This window comes from Gulosibacter macacae, from assembly GCF_003865375.1.
GTDB lineage: Bacteria > Actinomycetota > Actinomycetes > Actinomycetales > Microbacteriaceae > Gulosibacter > Gulosibacter macacae.
In genome coordinates, this window is record NZ_RQVS01000007.1 from 89066 (window position 1) to 105839 (window position 16774).

At 62.7% G+C, this 16774-nt stretch carries 13 protein-coding genes; 8 read left to right on the forward strand and 5 right to left on the reverse strand.

The features are described from left to right. On the reverse strand, window positions 1-612 hold the full coding sequence (locus EG850_RS07105) for a dTDP-4-dehydrorhamnose 3,5-epimerase family protein (protein WP_124971966.1): 612 nt from the start codon (window positions 610-612) through the stop codon (window positions 1-3). A gap of 71 nt (window positions 613-683) precedes the next feature. On the opposite strand from EG850_RS07105, the gene EG850_RS07110 reads away from it, so the two are divergent. From EG850_RS07110 to EG850_RS07125, 4 genes are all read left to right on the forward strand, one after another. Continuing rightward, on the forward strand, window positions 684-1640 hold the full coding sequence (locus tag EG850_RS07110) for a glycosyltransferase (protein WP_124971968.1): 957 nt from the start codon (window positions 684-686) through the stop codon (window positions 1638-1640). 83 nt (window positions 1641-1723) lie between these two features. Beyond that, a complete protein-coding gene (locus tag EG850_RS07115; protein WP_185714977.1) occupies window positions 1724-3880 on the forward strand; it encodes an acyltransferase family protein in 2157 nt (718 codons plus the stop codon). A 64-nt stretch (window positions 3881-3944) separates the two neighbouring features. Beyond that, window positions 3945-5033, forward strand: a complete 1089-nt coding sequence (locus EG850_RS07120) for an SGNH hydrolase domain-containing protein (protein ID WP_124971973.1) — start codon at window positions 3945-3947, stop codon at window positions 5031-5033. A gap of 87 nt (window positions 5034-5120) precedes the next feature. Beyond that, window positions 5121-7190, forward strand: coding sequence for an acyltransferase family protein (locus tag EG850_RS07125; RefSeq protein WP_124971975.1), 2070 nt, complete (start codon window positions 5121-5123; stop codon window positions 7188-7190). Window positions 7191-7228: 38 nt separating this feature from the next. Here EG850_RS07125 and EG850_RS07130 read toward each other — a convergent pair whose 3' ends face one another. Beyond that, window positions 7229-9580: a glycosyltransferase gene (locus tag EG850_RS07130; protein ID WP_124971977.1), complete on the reverse strand. Its 2352-nt coding sequence runs from the start codon at window positions 9578-9580 to the stop codon at window positions 7229-7231. 223 nt (window positions 9581-9803) lie between these two features. Between EG850_RS07130 and rfbB the strand changes: the two genes are divergently transcribed. Genes rfbB through EG850_RS07145 form a run of 3 tightly spaced genes read left to right on the forward strand, consistent with a single transcriptional unit; the run spans window position 9804 to window position 12783 of the window. Then, window positions 9804-10790 (forward strand): dTDP-glucose 4,6-dehydratase, encoded by a 987-nt coding sequence (rfbB, locus tag EG850_RS07135; protein ID WP_124971979.1) that lies wholly within the window; start codon window positions 9804-9806, stop codon window positions 10788-10790. After that, window positions 10787-11644: a dTDP-4-dehydrorhamnose reductase gene (rfbD, locus tag EG850_RS07140; RefSeq protein ID WP_124971981.1), complete on the forward strand. Its 858-nt coding sequence runs from the start codon at window positions 10787-10789 to the stop codon at window positions 11642-11644. Before rfbB ends, rfbD begins: the two co-directional genes overlap by 4 nt. Further along, window positions 11638-12783, forward strand: coding sequence for a glycosyltransferase family 4 protein (locus EG850_RS07145; RefSeq protein ID WP_124971983.1), 1146 nt, complete (start codon window positions 11638-11640; stop codon window positions 12781-12783). Before rfbD ends, EG850_RS07145 begins: the two co-directional genes overlap by 7 nt. 168 nt (window positions 12784-12951) lie before the next feature. On the opposite strand, the gene EG850_RS07150 is transcribed toward EG850_RS07145, so the two are convergent. Then, the gene (locus EG850_RS07150; protein WP_124971985.1) at window positions 12952-14322 is read right to left on the reverse strand and encodes an LCP family glycopolymer transferase; all 1371 of its coding nucleotides are present in this window, start codon (window positions 14320-14322) and stop codon (window positions 12952-12954) included. Window positions 14323-14490: 168 nt separating this feature from the next. Between EG850_RS07150 and EG850_RS07155 the strand changes: the two genes are divergently transcribed. Next, the gene (locus tag EG850_RS07155; RefSeq protein ID WP_124971987.1) at window positions 14491-14919 is read left to right on the forward strand and encodes a VOC family protein; all 429 of its coding nucleotides are present in this window, start codon (window positions 14491-14493) and stop codon (window positions 14917-14919) included. A 123-nt stretch (window positions 14920-15042) separates the two neighbouring features. Here EG850_RS07155 and purE read toward each other — a convergent pair whose 3' ends face one another. After that, on the reverse strand, window positions 15043-15540 hold the full coding sequence (gene purE / locus EG850_RS07160) for a 5-(carboxyamino)imidazole ribonucleotide mutase (RefSeq protein WP_124971989.1): 498 nt from the start codon (window positions 15538-15540) through the stop codon (window positions 15043-15045). Beyond that, on the reverse strand, window positions 15540-16679 hold the full coding sequence (locus tag EG850_RS07165; RefSeq protein ID WP_124971991.1) for a 5-(carboxyamino)imidazole ribonucleotide synthase: 1140 nt from the start codon (window positions 16677-16679) through the stop codon (window positions 15540-15542). The genes purE and EG850_RS07165 overlap by 1 nt, the downstream gene beginning before the upstream one ends. Window positions 16680-16774 lie beyond the last annotated feature (95 nt).

The window sequence follows — 16774 nt, forward strand, 5'->3', positions numbered from 1 at the left end:
CTACTTCGCTCCCTCGTTGAGTTCGGCGTAGAACGCGAGACATGCCTCGTAGTCGGGCAGGATGCCCTGCTCTTTTGCGGTGTTAAGGCCTGGGGCCTCGGTGTCCTTCGGGGAAAGCAGGAGCTCTTCAACCGGGAAGGGGAACTCGAGCCCGATGGTCGAGCAAGTCGGCTTGACGCCATGCTCGCGGCCAGGCGCATACGTGGTCGAGCAGAGATAGCTCACCGTGGAGTCATCTTCTAGCGCGACGAAGCAGTGGCCCAGACCTTCAGCGATGTAGATCGCCTTGCGGTCGACATCGTCGAGGCGAACCGAGTCCCACTGACCGAACGTTGGCGAGCCGACACGGATGTCGATGACATAGTCGATGACGGCACCACGGGTGCAGGTGACGTACTTCGCCTGGCTTGGCGGCACATCGGCGAAGTGGATGCCGCGCACCGTGCCACGCTTCGAGATCGAAGTGTTGGCCTGCTTGAGGTCGAGCGGATGCCCAACTGCCTCGGCGAGCTTGTCGAAGCGGTAGTACTCGAGGAATACTCCTCGGTCGTCAGGGAACTGCTTCGGCGTGATCTCGAAGCTGCCGGGAATGCTGAGTTCGCGAATCTCCATGAATGCAGTCTATGGCGGGCCTACCATGGGGAACGATCTGACTCCGGTCTTCCGCCATCTGAATCGACGATATGCCCGCCACCCCTCACTCGCGCCCCCGCATCCTGGTGCTACTCACGACGCACAACGGAGCTGAGTTTCTCGATGAGCAACTCGACTCTGTGCTGGCGCAAGAGGATGTCGACGTGACCATCATCGTGTCGGACGACAATTCGAGCGACTCCACTCCTGCGTTGTTGGCTGAACGCGCAAGCGAAGATGATCGAGTCCAATTGCTCGAGCAGGGCCACTTTGGTTCCGCGGCTTCAAACTTCTTTCGACTCATTCGGGAAACCGACGCAACGGGATATGACGCGATTTCTCTGTGCGACCAGGACGACATTTGGGAGCCTTGGAAGCTCGGCCGCCACTACGAGTTGCTCACGCGACCGCAAGGTGTCAATGGTCGAGGTCCACTTAGCGCGGTTTCATCGAACGTGACGGCGTTCGCCGTTGATGGCGGTGAAGTGCTCATTGCAAAGAACCAGCCGCAGCAACTCGCCGACTATGCCTTTGAATCTGGTGGCCCGGGTTCAACGTTCCTTCTCACACCTGGCGCTTATGAATTGGTTCGTGCTCGACTGCTCATACCCAATGGTGCTGCCTCAAAGGTGCGCTCGCACGACTGGATGATCTATGCGCTCGTGCGCGCTAGCGGCGGGCGATGGTTCATCGACGGCGAACCATCCGTTCGCTATCGCCAGCATGCAGACAACCTCCTCGGGGCGAACGAGGGATGGCGACAGAACTGGCGCCGTCTTCGTCAGATCGCCGACCGAACGCATCGTGACGATGCGCGACTCATCATTGCCGCGGCAAGAGAAGTAGCCCACGGAGCGACCGCTGAACGGCTTGACTGGCTCACACACGCCGTAAGCCGCACTGACCCGTCAGCCCGTATTCGGCTTGCTCGGCGAGCCCGACAACTCCGGCGACGTCGACGTGACCAATTGGCTCTTGCCGCGACTATCGTTTCTGGTGTCTGGTGAGTATCGAGTTTTAATGCTGGTATCCAGCGACTCCGAGCATTAGGCTCCGGAAAGTTTGTGTAAGTCGATTCCCAGGAGGTTGTGTGGCCATCACTGCACCGACCAATTCGGCAGCGACGAAAACTCCCGCGGCAGCAGGATTCATTCCCGAGATCCAGGGATTGCGCACAATCGCGCTATTACTCGTCGCAACTTTTCATATTTGGTTCGACCGCGTTTCAGGCGGCGTCGACATTTTCCTGCTCATCTCGGCTTATCTCATGACCAGGTCATTGACCGCGCGCGCAGAAGCGGGGCGGTACACCCGACCAATTGGGTTCCTCGCGAAGAAGTTTGCCCGACTCCTGCCCGCTGCAGCGGCAGTCATCCTACTTACCCTCGTCGCCACCGTTGTGCTTCTGCCCGCGAATACCTGGGAGGGCAACGCAGGAGATGCGGTGGCATCGGCGCTCTACGTCGAGAACTTCCGATTGCAGGCCGCCACGGTCGACTATTTCGCGGCCAACGATGCCCTTGCTAGCCCATTCCAGCATTTCTGGTCGCTTTCAATTCAGGGACAAGTGTTCGTCGCTTGGGCATTCCTGCACCTGCTTGGCGAACTGGTCGCGCGGACTACGAAAATTCCTGTGCGGTGGGTGCTTCTCGCCGGATTCCTCATTATCTTTGGCGTTTCGCTCGCGCGCTCGGTGTGGCTCACTGAGTTCAACCAGGTCTACGCGTATTTCGACACATGGTCTCGCCTCTGGGAGTTCGCGGCTGGATCTCTACTCGCCCTTGTGCACCCATGGATTCGCATCCCCCGCGCGCTCCGAGCAATCATGTCTTGGGTCGGCATCGCAGGCGTGCTCAGTTGTGGATTCCTGTTGCCCGTTGCATCGAGCTTCCCCGGATATGCCGCGCTGTGGCCCGTCGTGTCAGCTGGTTTGATCATTCTTTCCTCGGGCGGCGAAGCCCCTGCCGGTGTCGGCCGGGTGCTCGCGGCACCTGTCCTCGCTCGAATCGGCAACTACACGTATGCGCTCTACTTGACACACTGGCCCGTTCTTGTCTTCTTCTTGAACCAGCAGGGCATCAACCACGTGGATGCCTGGCAGGGCTTGGTCGTGCTTATACTCGCGACAGTCGTCGCTGTCGTGGTCGTGCGCCTTGTTGAGCGCCCGGCCGCAAGCTGGGTCGCCAAGCCTCGAACCGCTGCCATGGCCTCGCCGGTTACCAAACGAGTGATTAGCTGGATCCGGGACGTTGGCTGGCGAGCCCCCGCCGTGATCGCGACCTCGCTTGCTCTTGTGTTCGGTGGCTTTGCAGCGATCACCGCTCAACTCGAACGTGTCCGCCTCGAAAACCTGGAGCTAATCCAGAGCGCCGATATCTCGGCACTGGGCGCAAATGCCCCGCTTGATGCTGAATTCGAAATGCCGTTGCAAGACCCGGCCTATGTCAAGGACGATTGGGTCAACGTTGGCCCCGACTGTGCACCCGACGACCCCTACCGCAGCGCGCTTTGCTTTGAGATATTGCCCGAAGGCGGGACCACTGAGCGGCTCATTCTCACCATCGGCAACTCGCACTCGACTCAGTTCACAGGCGCGCTACTCGAGGTTGTCGAACGCCACCCCACCTGGGAATTGCGCACCCGGGTGGCACCCGGATGCAACTTCTCGCTCTACCTGCAAGTCGAAGAACCCGACGACTGCGCAGTGATGTGGAACAACGCGAGCGCCTTCATCGCAGACAACAACCCCGACATGGTCGTCGTGTACGCAACTTGGTGGGGCCCCGGTTACGGCGACATCCGAGTTGACGGAATCGAAGAGTGGCTTGTCGCGATGCGTCTGGTAGCGCCAGCAACTGAGTTCGTCGTTGTGCGCGATAACCCGCGACTCGACATCTCCCCCTTCGACTGTGCGGTCGACTTGGGCTTCGATGATGTGAATTGCTATGGCCAGTTCGAGCAGGCTGACCAAAGCGCGTGGCAGAAGGAACTCGAATCTCTAGGCAACACCACATGGGTTGATCTCACCGATGCGATTTGTCCAGGTTCGTTTTGCGCACCCATGCGCGGTGGCGTCGTGACTTACCTGGATGACAACCATCTCACCGAAACCTACGCTCGGACATTGGCACAGCATCTCGCCGACATCCTGAATCCGAGTGTTTCCTGGTGGCCGTCAGACGCATACGCAGGTGAGCTGATTGACCGTACACCAGGAGGAGGAATTCAAGATCGGCTCAATAAGTAGGGAAACCCCGCTAGTTATGCTGAGCCATCAGTGGCAGGCTTTTGCCTGAGACGGCAGGAGAACGATGGCAAGGCACGCGCACGAGCAACCGCAAAGGCGGCATGCGCTGGCCAGTATCGAGTTCCGAATCGCGATAGTGCTCGCGGTCGTGTTAGCGATTGTTGGCGGCTTGTCCTTTCGGCCCACCGCCGCGGACCTCATCCCCTTGGGCCTTGCGCCCGAAGTCATGACTTCACCGCAGCCTGAGCCAGCTGCCCCGCCGAAAGCTGACGACTCTCTAAAAACCAAGACCGAAGTGAGCCCCTGGTCAATGCTTGGGGCCAACGCAGCGCTCTCACCCAACGGAAGCACCCCCGCTTCCGGCATTCATGAGCCCGGCTGGGCGGAGGTCGGCCAACACTGCAGCGCCGATGATCCATATCGAACTTCAGTCTGTTTCGTGTTGCCGCCTCAGAACGGCGGCGAGCCCGAGCGGATGATCTACACGATCGGCAACTCTCACACGGTCCAATTGACTGCGGGGCTACTCGAAGTCATCGAGCGACACCCGACGTGGGGAGCGCGCGTCCAAGGAGTTCCGGCTTGCCCGTTTGCTTATCGTGCAAACCCCTCAGACGCATGCGAGGAAATGTGGAAGGTCGGCACCCAGTACATCCTGGATCGCCAACCGGACCTCGTTGTCGTCATGGCGACACGTTCGAGTTCTGACGGGCCCGAAAACCTTCTCCCCGGCCTCGCCGATTGGGTCCGCATGATCACCTCACAGACAACGACCAAGGTGCTCCTTGTTCGAGACAACCCACGGTTTTCAAGTGATATTCATGAATGCGCCAAGCTGCATGGGCCGCATGACCAGTCCTGCGCCTATCCATACCACTACGAACCCTTGAATGATCAACGGCAACTGCTCGAAGATGCTGGCGGAATCTACGTCGACTTGAACCAGGTGATCTGCCCAGATGGCGCATGCCGTCCCGTGATCGGCGGCGTTTGGACGTTTCTCGATGAGAACCATCTCGGCGCTGACTACTGGCGCACGCTCATCGGACCACTCTCACTACGAATGCACACAGCGATTCCTTGGTGGCCAAAACGTCCCTATTTGGGCGAAATGCTCGTTCGCCAGAAGCTTCCAACTGCACCAGTGATCTGACAAGCACAACGGGTCCCGAATAGAAGTATTGCCATGCGATAGCCTGGCTCAAACCATGCTGAGATTCGTCTCAGCGGGAAGTGAGCCATGACTGACGGAAAAACCACTGCCAAGACGCTAGCGGCAGCGGAGGCGACCAAGCCGTCACATGTCCCCGAGATTCAGGGGTTACGCACCATTGCGTTGCTCATGGTGGCGACATTTCACATCTGGTTCGACCGGATTTCTGGCGGTGTCGATGTCTTCCTTGTCATTTCGGCTTATCTGCTAACCCGCTCACTCGTTGCGCGCGCCGAGTCTGGCTACTTGACAAGGCCCGTGCGCTTCATCGTCCGCAAGTTTGCGCGGCTTGTTCCAGCTGCAGCCGCCACCATCGGCTTTACCCTGCTTACCGCCTACGTTCTCCTTCCGGCTTGGATGTGGCCCGGAATCGCTCGCGACGCGATTCCAGCGGCCCTTTACACAGAAAACTGGCATCTACAGGCACTTCAAGCAGACTATTTCGCGAATAGTGTTGCCAATGCCAGCCTCTTCCAACAGTTCTGGTCGTTGGCCATTCAGGGGCAGGTATTTATCCTCTGGCCTGTTTTGCATCTGCTAACGGAACTGGTTGCAAGGGCTACGAAAACGTCCGTCCGTCGGCTACTCATCGCCGTCTTTGGATTGATTTTCGTCGTGTCAATCAGCTGGTCAGTTTGGCTCACTGCCGTCGACCAACAGCACGCCTATTTCGACACGGGCGCACGCTTGTGGGAGTTTGCGGGCGGTTCGCTTCTCGCGCTGCTCCAACCCTGGCTTCGCTTTGGGATGGGCATCCGCGCCATAATGTCTTGGCTTGGCCTGATCGGTGTACTTTCGTGCGGAATCGTACTTCCGGTGGAGGCGACATTTCCCGGCTTCGCTGCGCTTTGGCCTCTAATCTCCACAGCGCTTGTCATTGTCGCTGCAGATGGACCCTCGGCAAAGTGGAGCGCCCATTGGCTGTTGTCGAACAAGGGTTTGGCAGCCCTCGCACGCTACTCATATGCGCTCTACCTCACGCACTGGCCCGTCTTGGTAATGTTTGCGATTCTCACCGGCGTAGGTCAACCGGGTGCCCATGAAGGTCTTTTCATTCTCCTCATGGCCGGTGCGTTCGCAGTGGCGATCTACAGGTTCGTCGAGAACCCGCTATCGAAGTGGGTCGCCAATGCGGGCCCGCCGACGCCGCACTCACCCAAGCTCCTGTTCCCGTTACTGCGCCCCGCTGCGGTCATAGCGCTTTGCACCGCAGTTGCGCTTGTCGCAACAACCGGGATTAGGACGACATCCGCACGCGGTGACCAGGAGTACCTCGCCTTCATCGCTGAAGTCAATGCGTCACAGTTCGGGCCAAACACTGATCCGAAACTTCCGCCACCGGTACTACCAACAACGCTCGACGCAGCCGATGACGCTCGCGAGCCAGGCATCCCGTGCGCGCCTGAAGACCCGCATACAACTCAGAACTGCTTCGTTGTCGAAGCCATCGGCGACGGGTCGTCCGAACGCTCGATATTTGCACTCGGGAATTCACACATCCACGTGTCGTCTGGGATGTATTTGGAATCTGTTTACACGCACGAGAACTATGCGGCGCGCACTCAATACGTGTGGAGTTGCACGATCGATCGTGTCGACGAGCTTGGGCACCTCTGCGGCGCCCTATGGGAATCCGGTGCGAACTACATCGCCGATGAGAACCCCGATCTCGTCATCGTCTTTGGCACACAATCCACTCCTGAGGGTGAAATACCTCAATGGAATCTCATCGATTGGATTCGAAGCGCGAAGCTCTCCTCGCCGGAAACACAATTTGTCGTCATACGAGATACCCCGCGATTTGAAACTGCGCCCCTCGAATGCCTGCTCAGAAACGGCATCGGTGCTGCCGCCTGTGAGACCCCTTTGACTGGCAGCACCGACCCCAAATTCCTCGAAGCACTCAGTGCACTCGAGGTCGTGTGGGTTGACCTGAACGACCAGATTTGCCCCGACGGAGTCTGTTCTCCGGTCGTGGGCGGTTTAGTGACCTACGCGGACACCAATCACATCACGGATGTGTTCGCACGATCGCTTGCGACCAGCTTTGACGCACAGGTCGCAGAAAAGGTCTCTTGGTGGAACGCCGACAGGTAGCCCACACGCAGGATCAAGGCAGAATTCCTAGCCTTGAGTTACCGTCGAGCCGCAGCCGCCCGCGCGTACGCATCCAGGTGCAATTGAGCGCAGCGCTCCCAGGTGAATTCCGCCGCGCGCGCCAAGCCAGCCGCACGTAGGCGATCTCGTTCATCGTCGTTTGTAATGAGTTCTTCAAGTGCGTCCGCGAGCGCCTTCGGGTTCGGCTGGGCATAGACCACCGCATCCCCACCGACTTCGGGAAGGGCCGTAAAGCGGGTAGTGACCACGGGCGCGCCGCTGGACATTGCCTCGAGTACGGGAAGACCGAACCCCTCGGCAATTGACGGATAACAGAATGCGACCGCTCCCCCAAGCAACGCCCGCAATTGCTCGAGCGGCAGGTAACCAAGTTCGCGCACACCGCTGAGCGGATCGGCCGCGGCCTTGTCGAGCAACTCCGCAGCCTCTTCATCCCAACCGCGCTGGCCCGAGAGCAAGAGCAGCGGCGCTTCGTCACCGAGTCGCTCGCGCAAGATGCCGTGTGCGCGAATCAGTTGCGCAACCTGTTTGCGCGGCTCGATTGTGCCGAGAAAAGCGATGTAGGGACGATCACCAAGGTCGTGCGCGTCGCGGAACGCGGCGATCTCATCGGCACTTGGTTCATGGAAGATTTCGCGGTCGACGCCATGCAGAGCAACCGCGATCGCGCGACGAGGCTTACCGGCATGCGCTTCGATTTCGCTGGCGGTGGCAGCCGATGGGGCGATGAGCGTGACGTTCGCCCGCACCCCCTCGCGGATCCAGCGACGGAAGAACTCGCGCTTGACCTTGGTGTGCGCATCCGGGTCGCTGAAGAAGGTGGCGTCGTGCACCGTCACCACACGCGCCAGCGGAGTTGCACGCGGGAAGGTGTAGTGGGGCGAGTGGATGACTTCGGCTTGCAGATCGGATGCGAGGCGGAGTAGGCCGGTTTGCTCCCAACCGAAGCGCAGACCCTTCTTACCGATGAGGGCGGGTGCTGCGTGGATCTCGGCATTCGGGGCGAGGGCGCGGAAGTGTTCGATGTGCTCCGGGCGAGCGACGAGGAGGGGCTTTTCGCCAAGTGCGTGGAGGCCGCTCACGAGGCCTTCGAGGTAGCGTCCGACGCCGCCGAGCTGGGTAGGGATGGAGGTGAGGTCGATGAGGGTGCGGGGGTTGCGGGTGGGTCGAGGGGTGGTCTCGATACGGCCCTGCGGGCCTACTCCACCAACCAGTGAGCCCTGCGGGCCTACTCGACCAGCCAGTGGGTCGTTCGGGGCTACTCGACCAGCAACATTTGGCTCCGGCGCGGCTCGACCGGCGGCGGGCGGGAATGGCGTGAGGCCGGCGAGGGCACCGCGGGCGCGGGCGCGGCCGAGCTGGCGTTCGTCGGCGCTCTTGCGGGGATCAAGTGAAGTGACGGCACCCTTTACGGCACCGACCGCCGTGCGGACCGTTGCCTCGGCGCGCATCTTGGCGGGGCCATTGCGACGCGCGTTCCAGGCGCGGTTGCGGGCGTTCCACTCGACAAAGCGAGGGCTCGTGGTGCCAGAGCTCGAGGCATGGGCATGAATCGAGATGGCTTCGGGTACGTATTCGATCGACCAGCCAGCTTGGCGCAGGCGCATCGAGAGGTCGGTGTCTTCGTAGTACATGAAGTACGACTCATCGAAACCACCAAGCCGTTCAACTGCACTGGCTCGCAGGGCACAGGCACCGCCGTGGAAGCCGTAGACGGCGCGAGGGAACTCGGTGCCGACCGGAGCGAGCCAACCGCGGTCGAGGCCGTTGCCTGAACGCGTGAGTTGGTTGCCGGTGGAATTGAGGAGTTGTTGGCCTTGTTCGCCGGGGGTGGTGCGGCGCCAGGTGCTGCCGTCGTGGGCGGTGAAGATGGTTTCGGGGGTGGGGTTGGGGTCTCGATACGCTTCGCTACTCGACCGACCAAAGGAGGAGTGAGCTTCGCTGCCCTTCGAGTGCCTCAGGGCACCGCTCGACCAACCAACCTTGGTGAACTCGCCTGCGAGTCGAACCTGGGCGGTGACGGCGCCGAGCGAGTCGTCGCGATCGAGCGCCGAGACCAGCGCGGCGATGAAGCCAGGCTGATAGTCCGCATCCTGATTGAGCACGAGGTATGCGTCGGCGGCGTACGCGGCCATCGCGCGGTTGGCGGCGGCGCCATAGCCGAGGTTCTCAACTAGCTCGAGCACAGTGACTTCTGGCACCTCGGCGCGAATGAGCGTCACGGTGTCGTCTGTCGAACCGTTGTCGACAGCCACGATGCGGAGGTCGGCATCGACCTCTTGTGCGGCAAGGGTTCGCAGGGCAGCGACAGCTTCGTCACCGCCGTTCCACACGACGACGATTGCGGTGACGCTTGTGATGCCGGTCATGGGGTCAACGGTAGCGGGGTGGGCTGGTTGTGCTTCGAGAGCCTCAGCACACGATAGGGCCGAGCCACAGCACACGATAGGGCCGAGCCTCAGCACACGATAGGGCCGAGCCTCAGCACACGATGGGGCCGAGCCTCAGCGCAAGACCGGGACCGTCCCGGTAGGCTAGAGGGATAATTCGTGTGCCCAGATTCGCCGGGCGCACCGACCCTGGAGGAACTCCATGAAACTGCTCGTAACCGGTGCGGCCGGCTTCATCGGCTCGAACTTCGTTCGTCGCGCACTCGCAGATGAGCTTCCCGGTGTCGAAGGCGCCGAGATCATCGTGCTCGACTCGCTCACCTACTCGGGCAACGAAGAGAACCTCGCCCCGATCGCCGACTCCCCCCGGTACGAGTTCGTCCACGGCGACATCCGCGACGCTGAACTCCTCGACGAGCTCATGCCGCGCGTCGACGGCGTCATCCACTTTGCCGCAGAATCGCACGTCGACCGCTCGGTGCTCGACGCATCCATCTTCGTTGAAACCAACGTGCTCGGCACCCAGCGCCTCCTCGACGCCGCACTCAAGCACGGCATCGGCCGCTTCGTACACGTGTCGACCGACGAGGTCTACGGCTCCATCGAAGAGGGCGAATGGACCGAAGAATTCCCGCTCGAGCCGAACTCCCCCTACGCCGCATCCAAGGCCGGCAGTGACCTCATCGCCCGCAGCTACCACCGCACCCACGGCCTCGACGTCGTGATCACGCGCTGCTCGAACAACTACGGGCCCTACCACTTCCCCGAAAAGCTCATCCCGCTGTTCGTCACCAACCTCATGGACGACAAGCACGTGCCGCTCTACGGCACCGGCGAGAACGTGCGCGACTGGCTGCACGTCGACGACCACTGCCGCGGCATCGCCCTCGTGTTCGCGAAGGGCCGCTCGGGCGAGGTCTACAACATCGGTGGCGGCACCCAGCTCACCAACGTCGAGATCACCGAGAAGATCCTCGAACTCATGGGCAAGGACTGGTCGTACGTCGACCACGTCGAAGACCGCAAGGGCCACGACCTGCGCTACTGCGTCGACATCACCAAGATCGAAACCGAGCTCGGCTACACCCCGCAGGTGCCGTTCGAGCAGGGCCTCGCCGAGGTCGTGCAGTGGTACCGCGACAACCGCGCCTGGTGGGAGCCGCTCAAGGAGCGGGCCGCGCTCGCATGACCCGCTATCTCATCACCGGGGCCGCCGGCATGCTCGGCCAAGACCTCCAGCGCGCCCTCGCAGGCCGCGACGTCACCGCGCTCACTCGCGCTGATCTCGACATCACCGACCAGGATGCAGTGACTCGCGCCGTCGAGGGATACGACGTCGTGCTCAACGCCGCCGCGTACACCGCCGTCGACAACGCCGAAACTGACGAGGACGCCGCCTACGCCATCAACGCGACCGGCACCGCCAACCTCGCCCGCGCGGCAGCCGCCGCCGGCGCGAAGTTCGTGCAGTACTCGACCGACTACGTGTTCCAGGGCAATGCCTCCGAGCCCTACGACGAGGACGCCCCACGCGACCCGCTCAACGCCTACGGCCGCACCAAGGCCGCCGGTGAAGAGCAGGCGCTTGAGGTGCATCCTGATGGCACGTATGTGTTGCGCACCGCGTGGCTCTACGGCGCAGGTGGCCCGAACTTCGCGAAAACCATGGTGAAGCTCGCCGGTTCGCACCCCGAGATCACCGTGGTTGACGACCAGCTCGGACAGCCGACCTACACGCGCGATCTCGCCGAGCAGACCGTGCGTCTACTCGACGCGGAGGCTCCGGCCGGCATCTATCACGCCACGAACTCGGGCGAATGCACCTGGTTTGATTTCGCCCGCGAGATCTTCCGCCTCTCGGGCAACGACCCGGAGCGCGTGAAGCCGACCGACTCGGCCTCGTTCGTGCGCCCGGCCGCCCGGCCCGCCTACTCGGTACTCGGCCATCGTCGCTGGGCCGAGGCTGGCGTGCCCGAGATGCGTCCGTGGCTCGAAGCGCTGGAAACCGCCGCTGAAGACGGAGTGCTAACCGAAACATGGTGACGCTGAGCTTTATCCTCGACCAGCTCCTCGGAGATGTGCCCGGCGGCATTGGCCGCTATACCGAAAACCTCGCCCGCGAGGTCATTCGGCGTGCGCCAGATGGGTGCGAGGTCGAGGGGCTCACGTCGCTCATCACCACCGAGCAAGAGCAGGCGCTGCTCGACCGCTTCCCCGGCATTGCTCGCGTGCGCTCGTCGAAGCTCTCGCGCAAGGCGCTGTCGAAGTCATGGCAGCACGGGATGCTCACGAACGCGTTCGGTGGCGGGCTCATCCACGCACCGAGCCTGCATGCGCCGCTGCGCGACCACGCCTCGGGCGACCTCGCCCAGGTGGTCGTGACGGTGCACGACACCGTCCCGTGGACGCATCCTGACACCCTGACGCGCAACGGCGTGCGCTGGCACAAGGCGATGCTCAAGCGCGCCTGGCAGTACGCCTCAGCGGTCGTCACACCGACGCATGCGGTGGCGGAGCAGCTCGCTGAGATCTACGACTTCGGCGACCGCCTGCGGGTGATTTCGGGTGCGGCCTCGCCGGATGTGGCGCTGCCAAGCGACGAGGAAGAACTCGCGCGCATTGCCGAGACGCTCTCGCTGCCGAGCGACTACATTCTCGCGATCGGCACGCTCGAGCCGCGCAAGGGCCTCGATCGGCTCGTGAAGGCGCTTGCGCTACCGCAGCTCGAGGATGCGGTGCTCGTGCACGTCGGCCCGTCGGGCTGGGGCGAAGTGAACTTCGACCAGCTCTGCGCAGAGGCGGGCGTTGATCGCGCGCGGGTGCGCGATTTGGGATTTGTCACGGATGCGGAACTCGCAGTCGCACTCGATCGCGCGACGGTGTTATGCATGCCCTCGCTCGATGAGGGATTCGGTCTGCCGCTACTCGAGGCGTTCAAGGCGGGCACGGCGACGGTGCACACTGATGTACCGGCGCTCATGGAGGTCTCGCAAGGCTCGGGGCTCAGTGTGAAGCTCGAGGATGCGTCGACGTTTGAGCAGCGGCTCGCGGTGGCGCTGTCGAATGTGCTGCGGGATGAGGAGCTGCGGCAGCAGCTTGTGACCGCGGGGCTCGACCGGGCGCCGTTCTACTCGTGGGCGTACTCGGCCGACCTCGTCTGGCGGTTGCACGCGGAGATTTAGGCGGGCGGGGCGGGGCGGGGGTCTCGATACGCCTCCGCTGCGCTGCGGCTACTCGACCACCCAGTGTTGTTTGGTTGGTCGAGTAGGCCGAAGGCCGTATCGAGACCCCGCCTGCAAGTCTTCCCTGGTTGGTCGAGTAGGCCGAAGGCCGTATCGAGACCCCGCCGCCTACTCCGCAGGCGGCACGTACTCGCCCTTGAGTGCCTGGCCGATGAGGTCGCGCGCATGCCCATAGTCAATGGGTCCCGCATCCACATCGAACTCCGGCGGCGCGATATTCAACCGCACATTGTCGTCGCGGCTCCGAGACTTCAGCGCGAGATCAGCAAACACACCAACCTCACCCTCGGGCAGATCAGTCTCGACGACCTCATCCAGTGCATCCAAAATCGCCTGCGTGTGCGTGAGCAGCTTGCCGGGCAATTGCGCGATCACCGCATCCTGCAATTCGCGCTGTCGTTCCATGCGCGCGTAATCGGTCGTCTCGTAGCGCGAGCGCGCGTACCAGAGCGCATGGTCACCGTTGAGCACCTGCACACCCGGCTCAATCCAGTGCTCCGGCGGCGTCCAGCCCGGGTTTGTGCCATCGTCATTGATGCCCATCGCGACGCGTTCCTTGACGTCGATCGTCACCCCGCCCATCGCGTCGATGAGCGTCGCGAAGCCCTGCATGTCGACGAGCGCGTAGTAGTGAATGTCGAGGCCGGTGATCCACTCGACGGCGTCGCGCGTTGCCTCAATGCCCTTCTCAGAGCCCTGGCTGGCCGCATCCGGGTAGATGTCGTAGTCGTAGACCGTGACCTCGGTGTAGACCGAGTTGAGATAGCAGACATCGACTTCGCACGAGGTGTAGTCCTCGGGATACCTGTCGTTCATGGGCCCGCTCGAGAAGCCGAAGCCCTGCAGCGTGCGCGGGAGGCCGATCGTGACGAGGTTGCCGGTGACGACGTCGAAGCTCATCACGCTGATTGAGTCGGGCCGCAGGCCCTCGCGATCGGCACCACGGTCGCCGCCGAGCAGCATGATGTTGAGGCGACCATCGCTCGGCATCTTAAAGCCGGCGTTCGGGCCGCCAAAGAGCGCCGCGACCGCACCCTGCGCCTGCTGAATCTTCGCGGCACCGAAGCCGCCAACGAATACCGGGATGACCGCGAGCACCACCGCGATGACCGCGATGAGACCGCGCGCGAACGCGTCGACGCGCACGAGGTTCGTCTGCCGCAGCGTCTCGAACATCGTCACGAGCATCCAAATGCCGTAGGCGAGCACGAGCGCCGCGAGGATGCCGAGCCCGAGTGAAGTCGTGAAGACGAACAGCAGCGGGCCGCGCAGGAAGAACCACATGAGCGCCATGATGATGAGCGCGAAGATCACGCCGAACCAGATGCGCAGCCCCAGACGGCCAAAGCGGCGGTTGCCTGCGAGCAGCGGGCCGAGCCCCGGGATAAGCACGTTCGACGCGACGAGCCACCACGCCCGGCGCGTCATCAGCTCGGGCTGTGACTTATCAGGGTGGCGCAACGGCAGAGAATTGGTCATCTTGCCATCCAGGCTAGGCGACGCGGCCTGTGGTGCCGGTAGGGCGGGTCGAGTTTCACTCACGTAGAGGTGACGCCGAGGGAATATTCCCTCGGCACCCAGCGGAGGTGAGTAAGAATTCTTTGGCCGTGCCGCATTCGGCGCGGTGACTGCGATCAAGGAGGATCCATGACCATTCAGGCGGTTCCCTACTTCAGCCTCCCCGGCACGGCGCGCGAGGCGATGGAGTTCTATCACTCGATCTTCGGCGGTGAGCTCACCGCCCACACCTTTGGCGAGTTTCACGCGGTCGAAGAGGGCGACCCGGCGACCGACTACATCATGCACACGTCGATCGTTGGCGGCGTGGTCACGCTCGGCGCGAGCGATTACGACCCGCGGTTTGGTGGCGGTAAGCCGCACGAGTTCGGCAACGCCCTGAGCGTGTCGCTCTGGGGCAACGACGTGGATGAAGGACGTCGCTACTTCGAGGCGCTCGCCGAGGGCGGCACGATTGCGACGGCCTTTGAGCCGCAGGTGTGGGGCGCGAGCTACGGCGAGCTCACCGACAAGTTTGGTGTGACCTGGAGCGTGAACGTGGCGCCGCAGATGGGCTAGGCGGGTCTCGATACGCTTCGCTACTCGACCGACCAGGGAAAACCTGGTTGGTCGAGTAGATGGAGCCGCCGGGTCTCGATCTGTCGCTTCGCTCCTACTCGACCAACCAGTAGAACGCCAGCCCTAGAGCTGGGCTTTGAGCGCGGCGTTCTTGTCGGCGACCATCGCGGTGAGGCCGTCGGCGTACGCCTGCAGGCGATCGGCGACCGCCGCATCCGAGGCACCAATGATGCGCGCGGCGAGAATGCCGGCGTTCTTCGCGCCACCAATCGATACCGTCGCGACCGGAATACCAGCCGGCATCTGCACGATCGACAGCAGCGAATCCATCCCATCGAGGTACTTGAGCGGCACCGGCACCCCAACGACCGGTAGCGTCGTCATCGATGCAACCATGCCCGGCAGATGCGCCGCACCACCGGCACCCGCGATGATGACCTCGAGGCCGCGACCCCGCGCATCCCGCGCATACGACACGAGCTTGTCGGGCGTGCGGTGCGCCGACACCACCTCGACCTCACTCGCGATGCCAAACTCCTCGAGCACCTCGCGGGCCTCGTACATGACTCGCCAATCCGAGTCAGATCCCATGATGATGCCCACGCGCGGCTGATCAGCCATTACTGCTCCTCGTCGTCGAAGCACGCGGCGGCTGCGCGCGCCTGATAGGTGACCTCAGTGAGGTCGTAGCCACTTACAGTGACGTGTCCGACCTTGCGGCCGGGACGCGCCGACTTGCCATAGGTGTGCAACTTCGCCGCCGGATGGTGCTGCCACGCGCGAGCGAACCGGTCAGTAATCGCCTCGTGCTGCGGGCCGCCAAGAATGTTGATCATCACGGCGTGCCGGTTCGTCGGCGACGCATCGCCAAGCGGCAGATCGAGCACCGCACGAAGATGCTGCTCGAACTGGCTCGTGGTGGCGCCGTCAATGGTCCAGTGGCCCGAGTTATGCGGCCGCATCGCGAGCTCATTCACGAGCAGGCGCTGGTCGGTCGTCTCGAACATTTCGACCGCAAGCACGCCGGTCACACCAAGGCCAGTTGCGATGCGCTCGGCAATATCGTGCGCCACTTCAGCAAGACGATCGGATGCACTGGCGACACCCGGAGCGGGCGCGAAGACTTCCTTACACACGCCGTCGCGCTGCACGGTCTCGACGACCGGCCAGGCGACGAGTTCACCGCTCGGGCGGCGGGCGACGAGCTGCGCGAGTTCGCGACGGAAGTCGACGAGTTCTTCAACGAGCAACGCATCGAATTGCTCAAACCAATCGGCGCCCTCCTGTCCGCCGCGCACCACGCGCACACCCTTGCCGTCGTAGCCACCGCGCGGCGTCTTGAGGATCGCTGCGCCGCCGTGGGCGTCGATGAACGCTTGGAGCTCATCCGCGCTGTGCACTGCTGCCCACTCGGGCAGAGGCGCGCCGATCTCGGCGAGCATCTCGCGCATCGTGATCTTGTCTTGCGCGGCGATGAGCGCATCCGGCCCCGGCTGCACCGAGACACCCGCGTCGACGAGCGCGCGGAGCACCGCTTGCGGCACGTGCTCGTGGTCGAAGGTGATGACGTCGACACCCTTGGCGAATTCGAGCACGGTGTCGACATCGCGGTAGTCACCGACGGCGGTCGCGGCGATCGCGGAAGGTGAGCCCTCGGTCTCGGCGAGCACGCGGATCTCAATGCCGAGCGCAATCGCCGCGGGCACCATCATCCGCGCGAGCTGGCCGCCACCGACGACACCAACAATCGGAACTGCCATAGCTGGAACCTGCCTTCTGTGCTCGCGCGTGCGTGGTTTGGGAGTCGCGGCACGCTAGCGACCATTCTGTCACTTGGCGATAGGGGGCGTGGCGC

Coding starts and splice junctions, on each gene's coding strand:
- EG850_RS07105 (WP_124971966.1), bottom strand. CDS start 612: ATGGAGATTCGCGAACTCAGCATTCCCGGCAGCTTCGAGATCACGCCG.
- EG850_RS07110 (WP_124971968.1), top strand. CDS start 684: ATGCCCGCCACCCCTCACTCGCGCCCCCGCATCCTGGTGCTACTCACG.
- EG850_RS07120 (WP_124971973.1), top strand. CDS start 3,945: ATGGCAAGGCACGCGCACGAGCAACCGCAAAGGCGGCATGCGCTGGCC.
- EG850_RS07125 (WP_124971975.1), top strand. CDS start 5,121: ATGACTGACGGAAAAACCACTGCCAAGACGCTAGCGGCAGCGGAGGCG.
- EG850_RS07130 (WP_124971977.1), bottom strand. CDS start 9,580: ATGACCGGCATCACAAGCGTCACCGCAATCGTCGTCGTGTGGAACGGC.
- rfbB (WP_124971979.1), top strand. CDS start 9,804: ATGAAACTGCTCGTAACCGGTGCGGCCGGCTTCATCGGCTCGAACTTC.
- rfbD (WP_124971981.1), top strand. CDS start 10,787: ATGACCCGCTATCTCATCACCGGGGCCGCCGGCATGCTCGGCCAAGAC.
- EG850_RS07145 (WP_124971983.1), top strand. CDS start 11,638: ATGGTGACGCTGAGCTTTATCCTCGACCAGCTCCTCGGAGATGTGCCC.
- EG850_RS07150 (WP_124971985.1), bottom strand. CDS start 14,322: ATGACCAATTCTCTGCCGTTGCGCCACCCTGATAAGTCACAGCCCGAG.
- EG850_RS07155 (WP_124971987.1), top strand. CDS start 14,491: ATGACCATTCAGGCGGTTCCCTACTTCAGCCTCCCCGGCACGGCGCGC.
- purE (WP_124971989.1), bottom strand. CDS start 15,540: ATGGCTGATCAGCCGCGCGTGGGCATCATCATGGGATCTGACTCGGAT.
- EG850_RS07165 (WP_124971991.1), bottom strand. CDS start 16,679: ATGGCAGTTCCGATTGTTGGTGTCGTCGGTGGCGGCCAGCTCGCGCGG.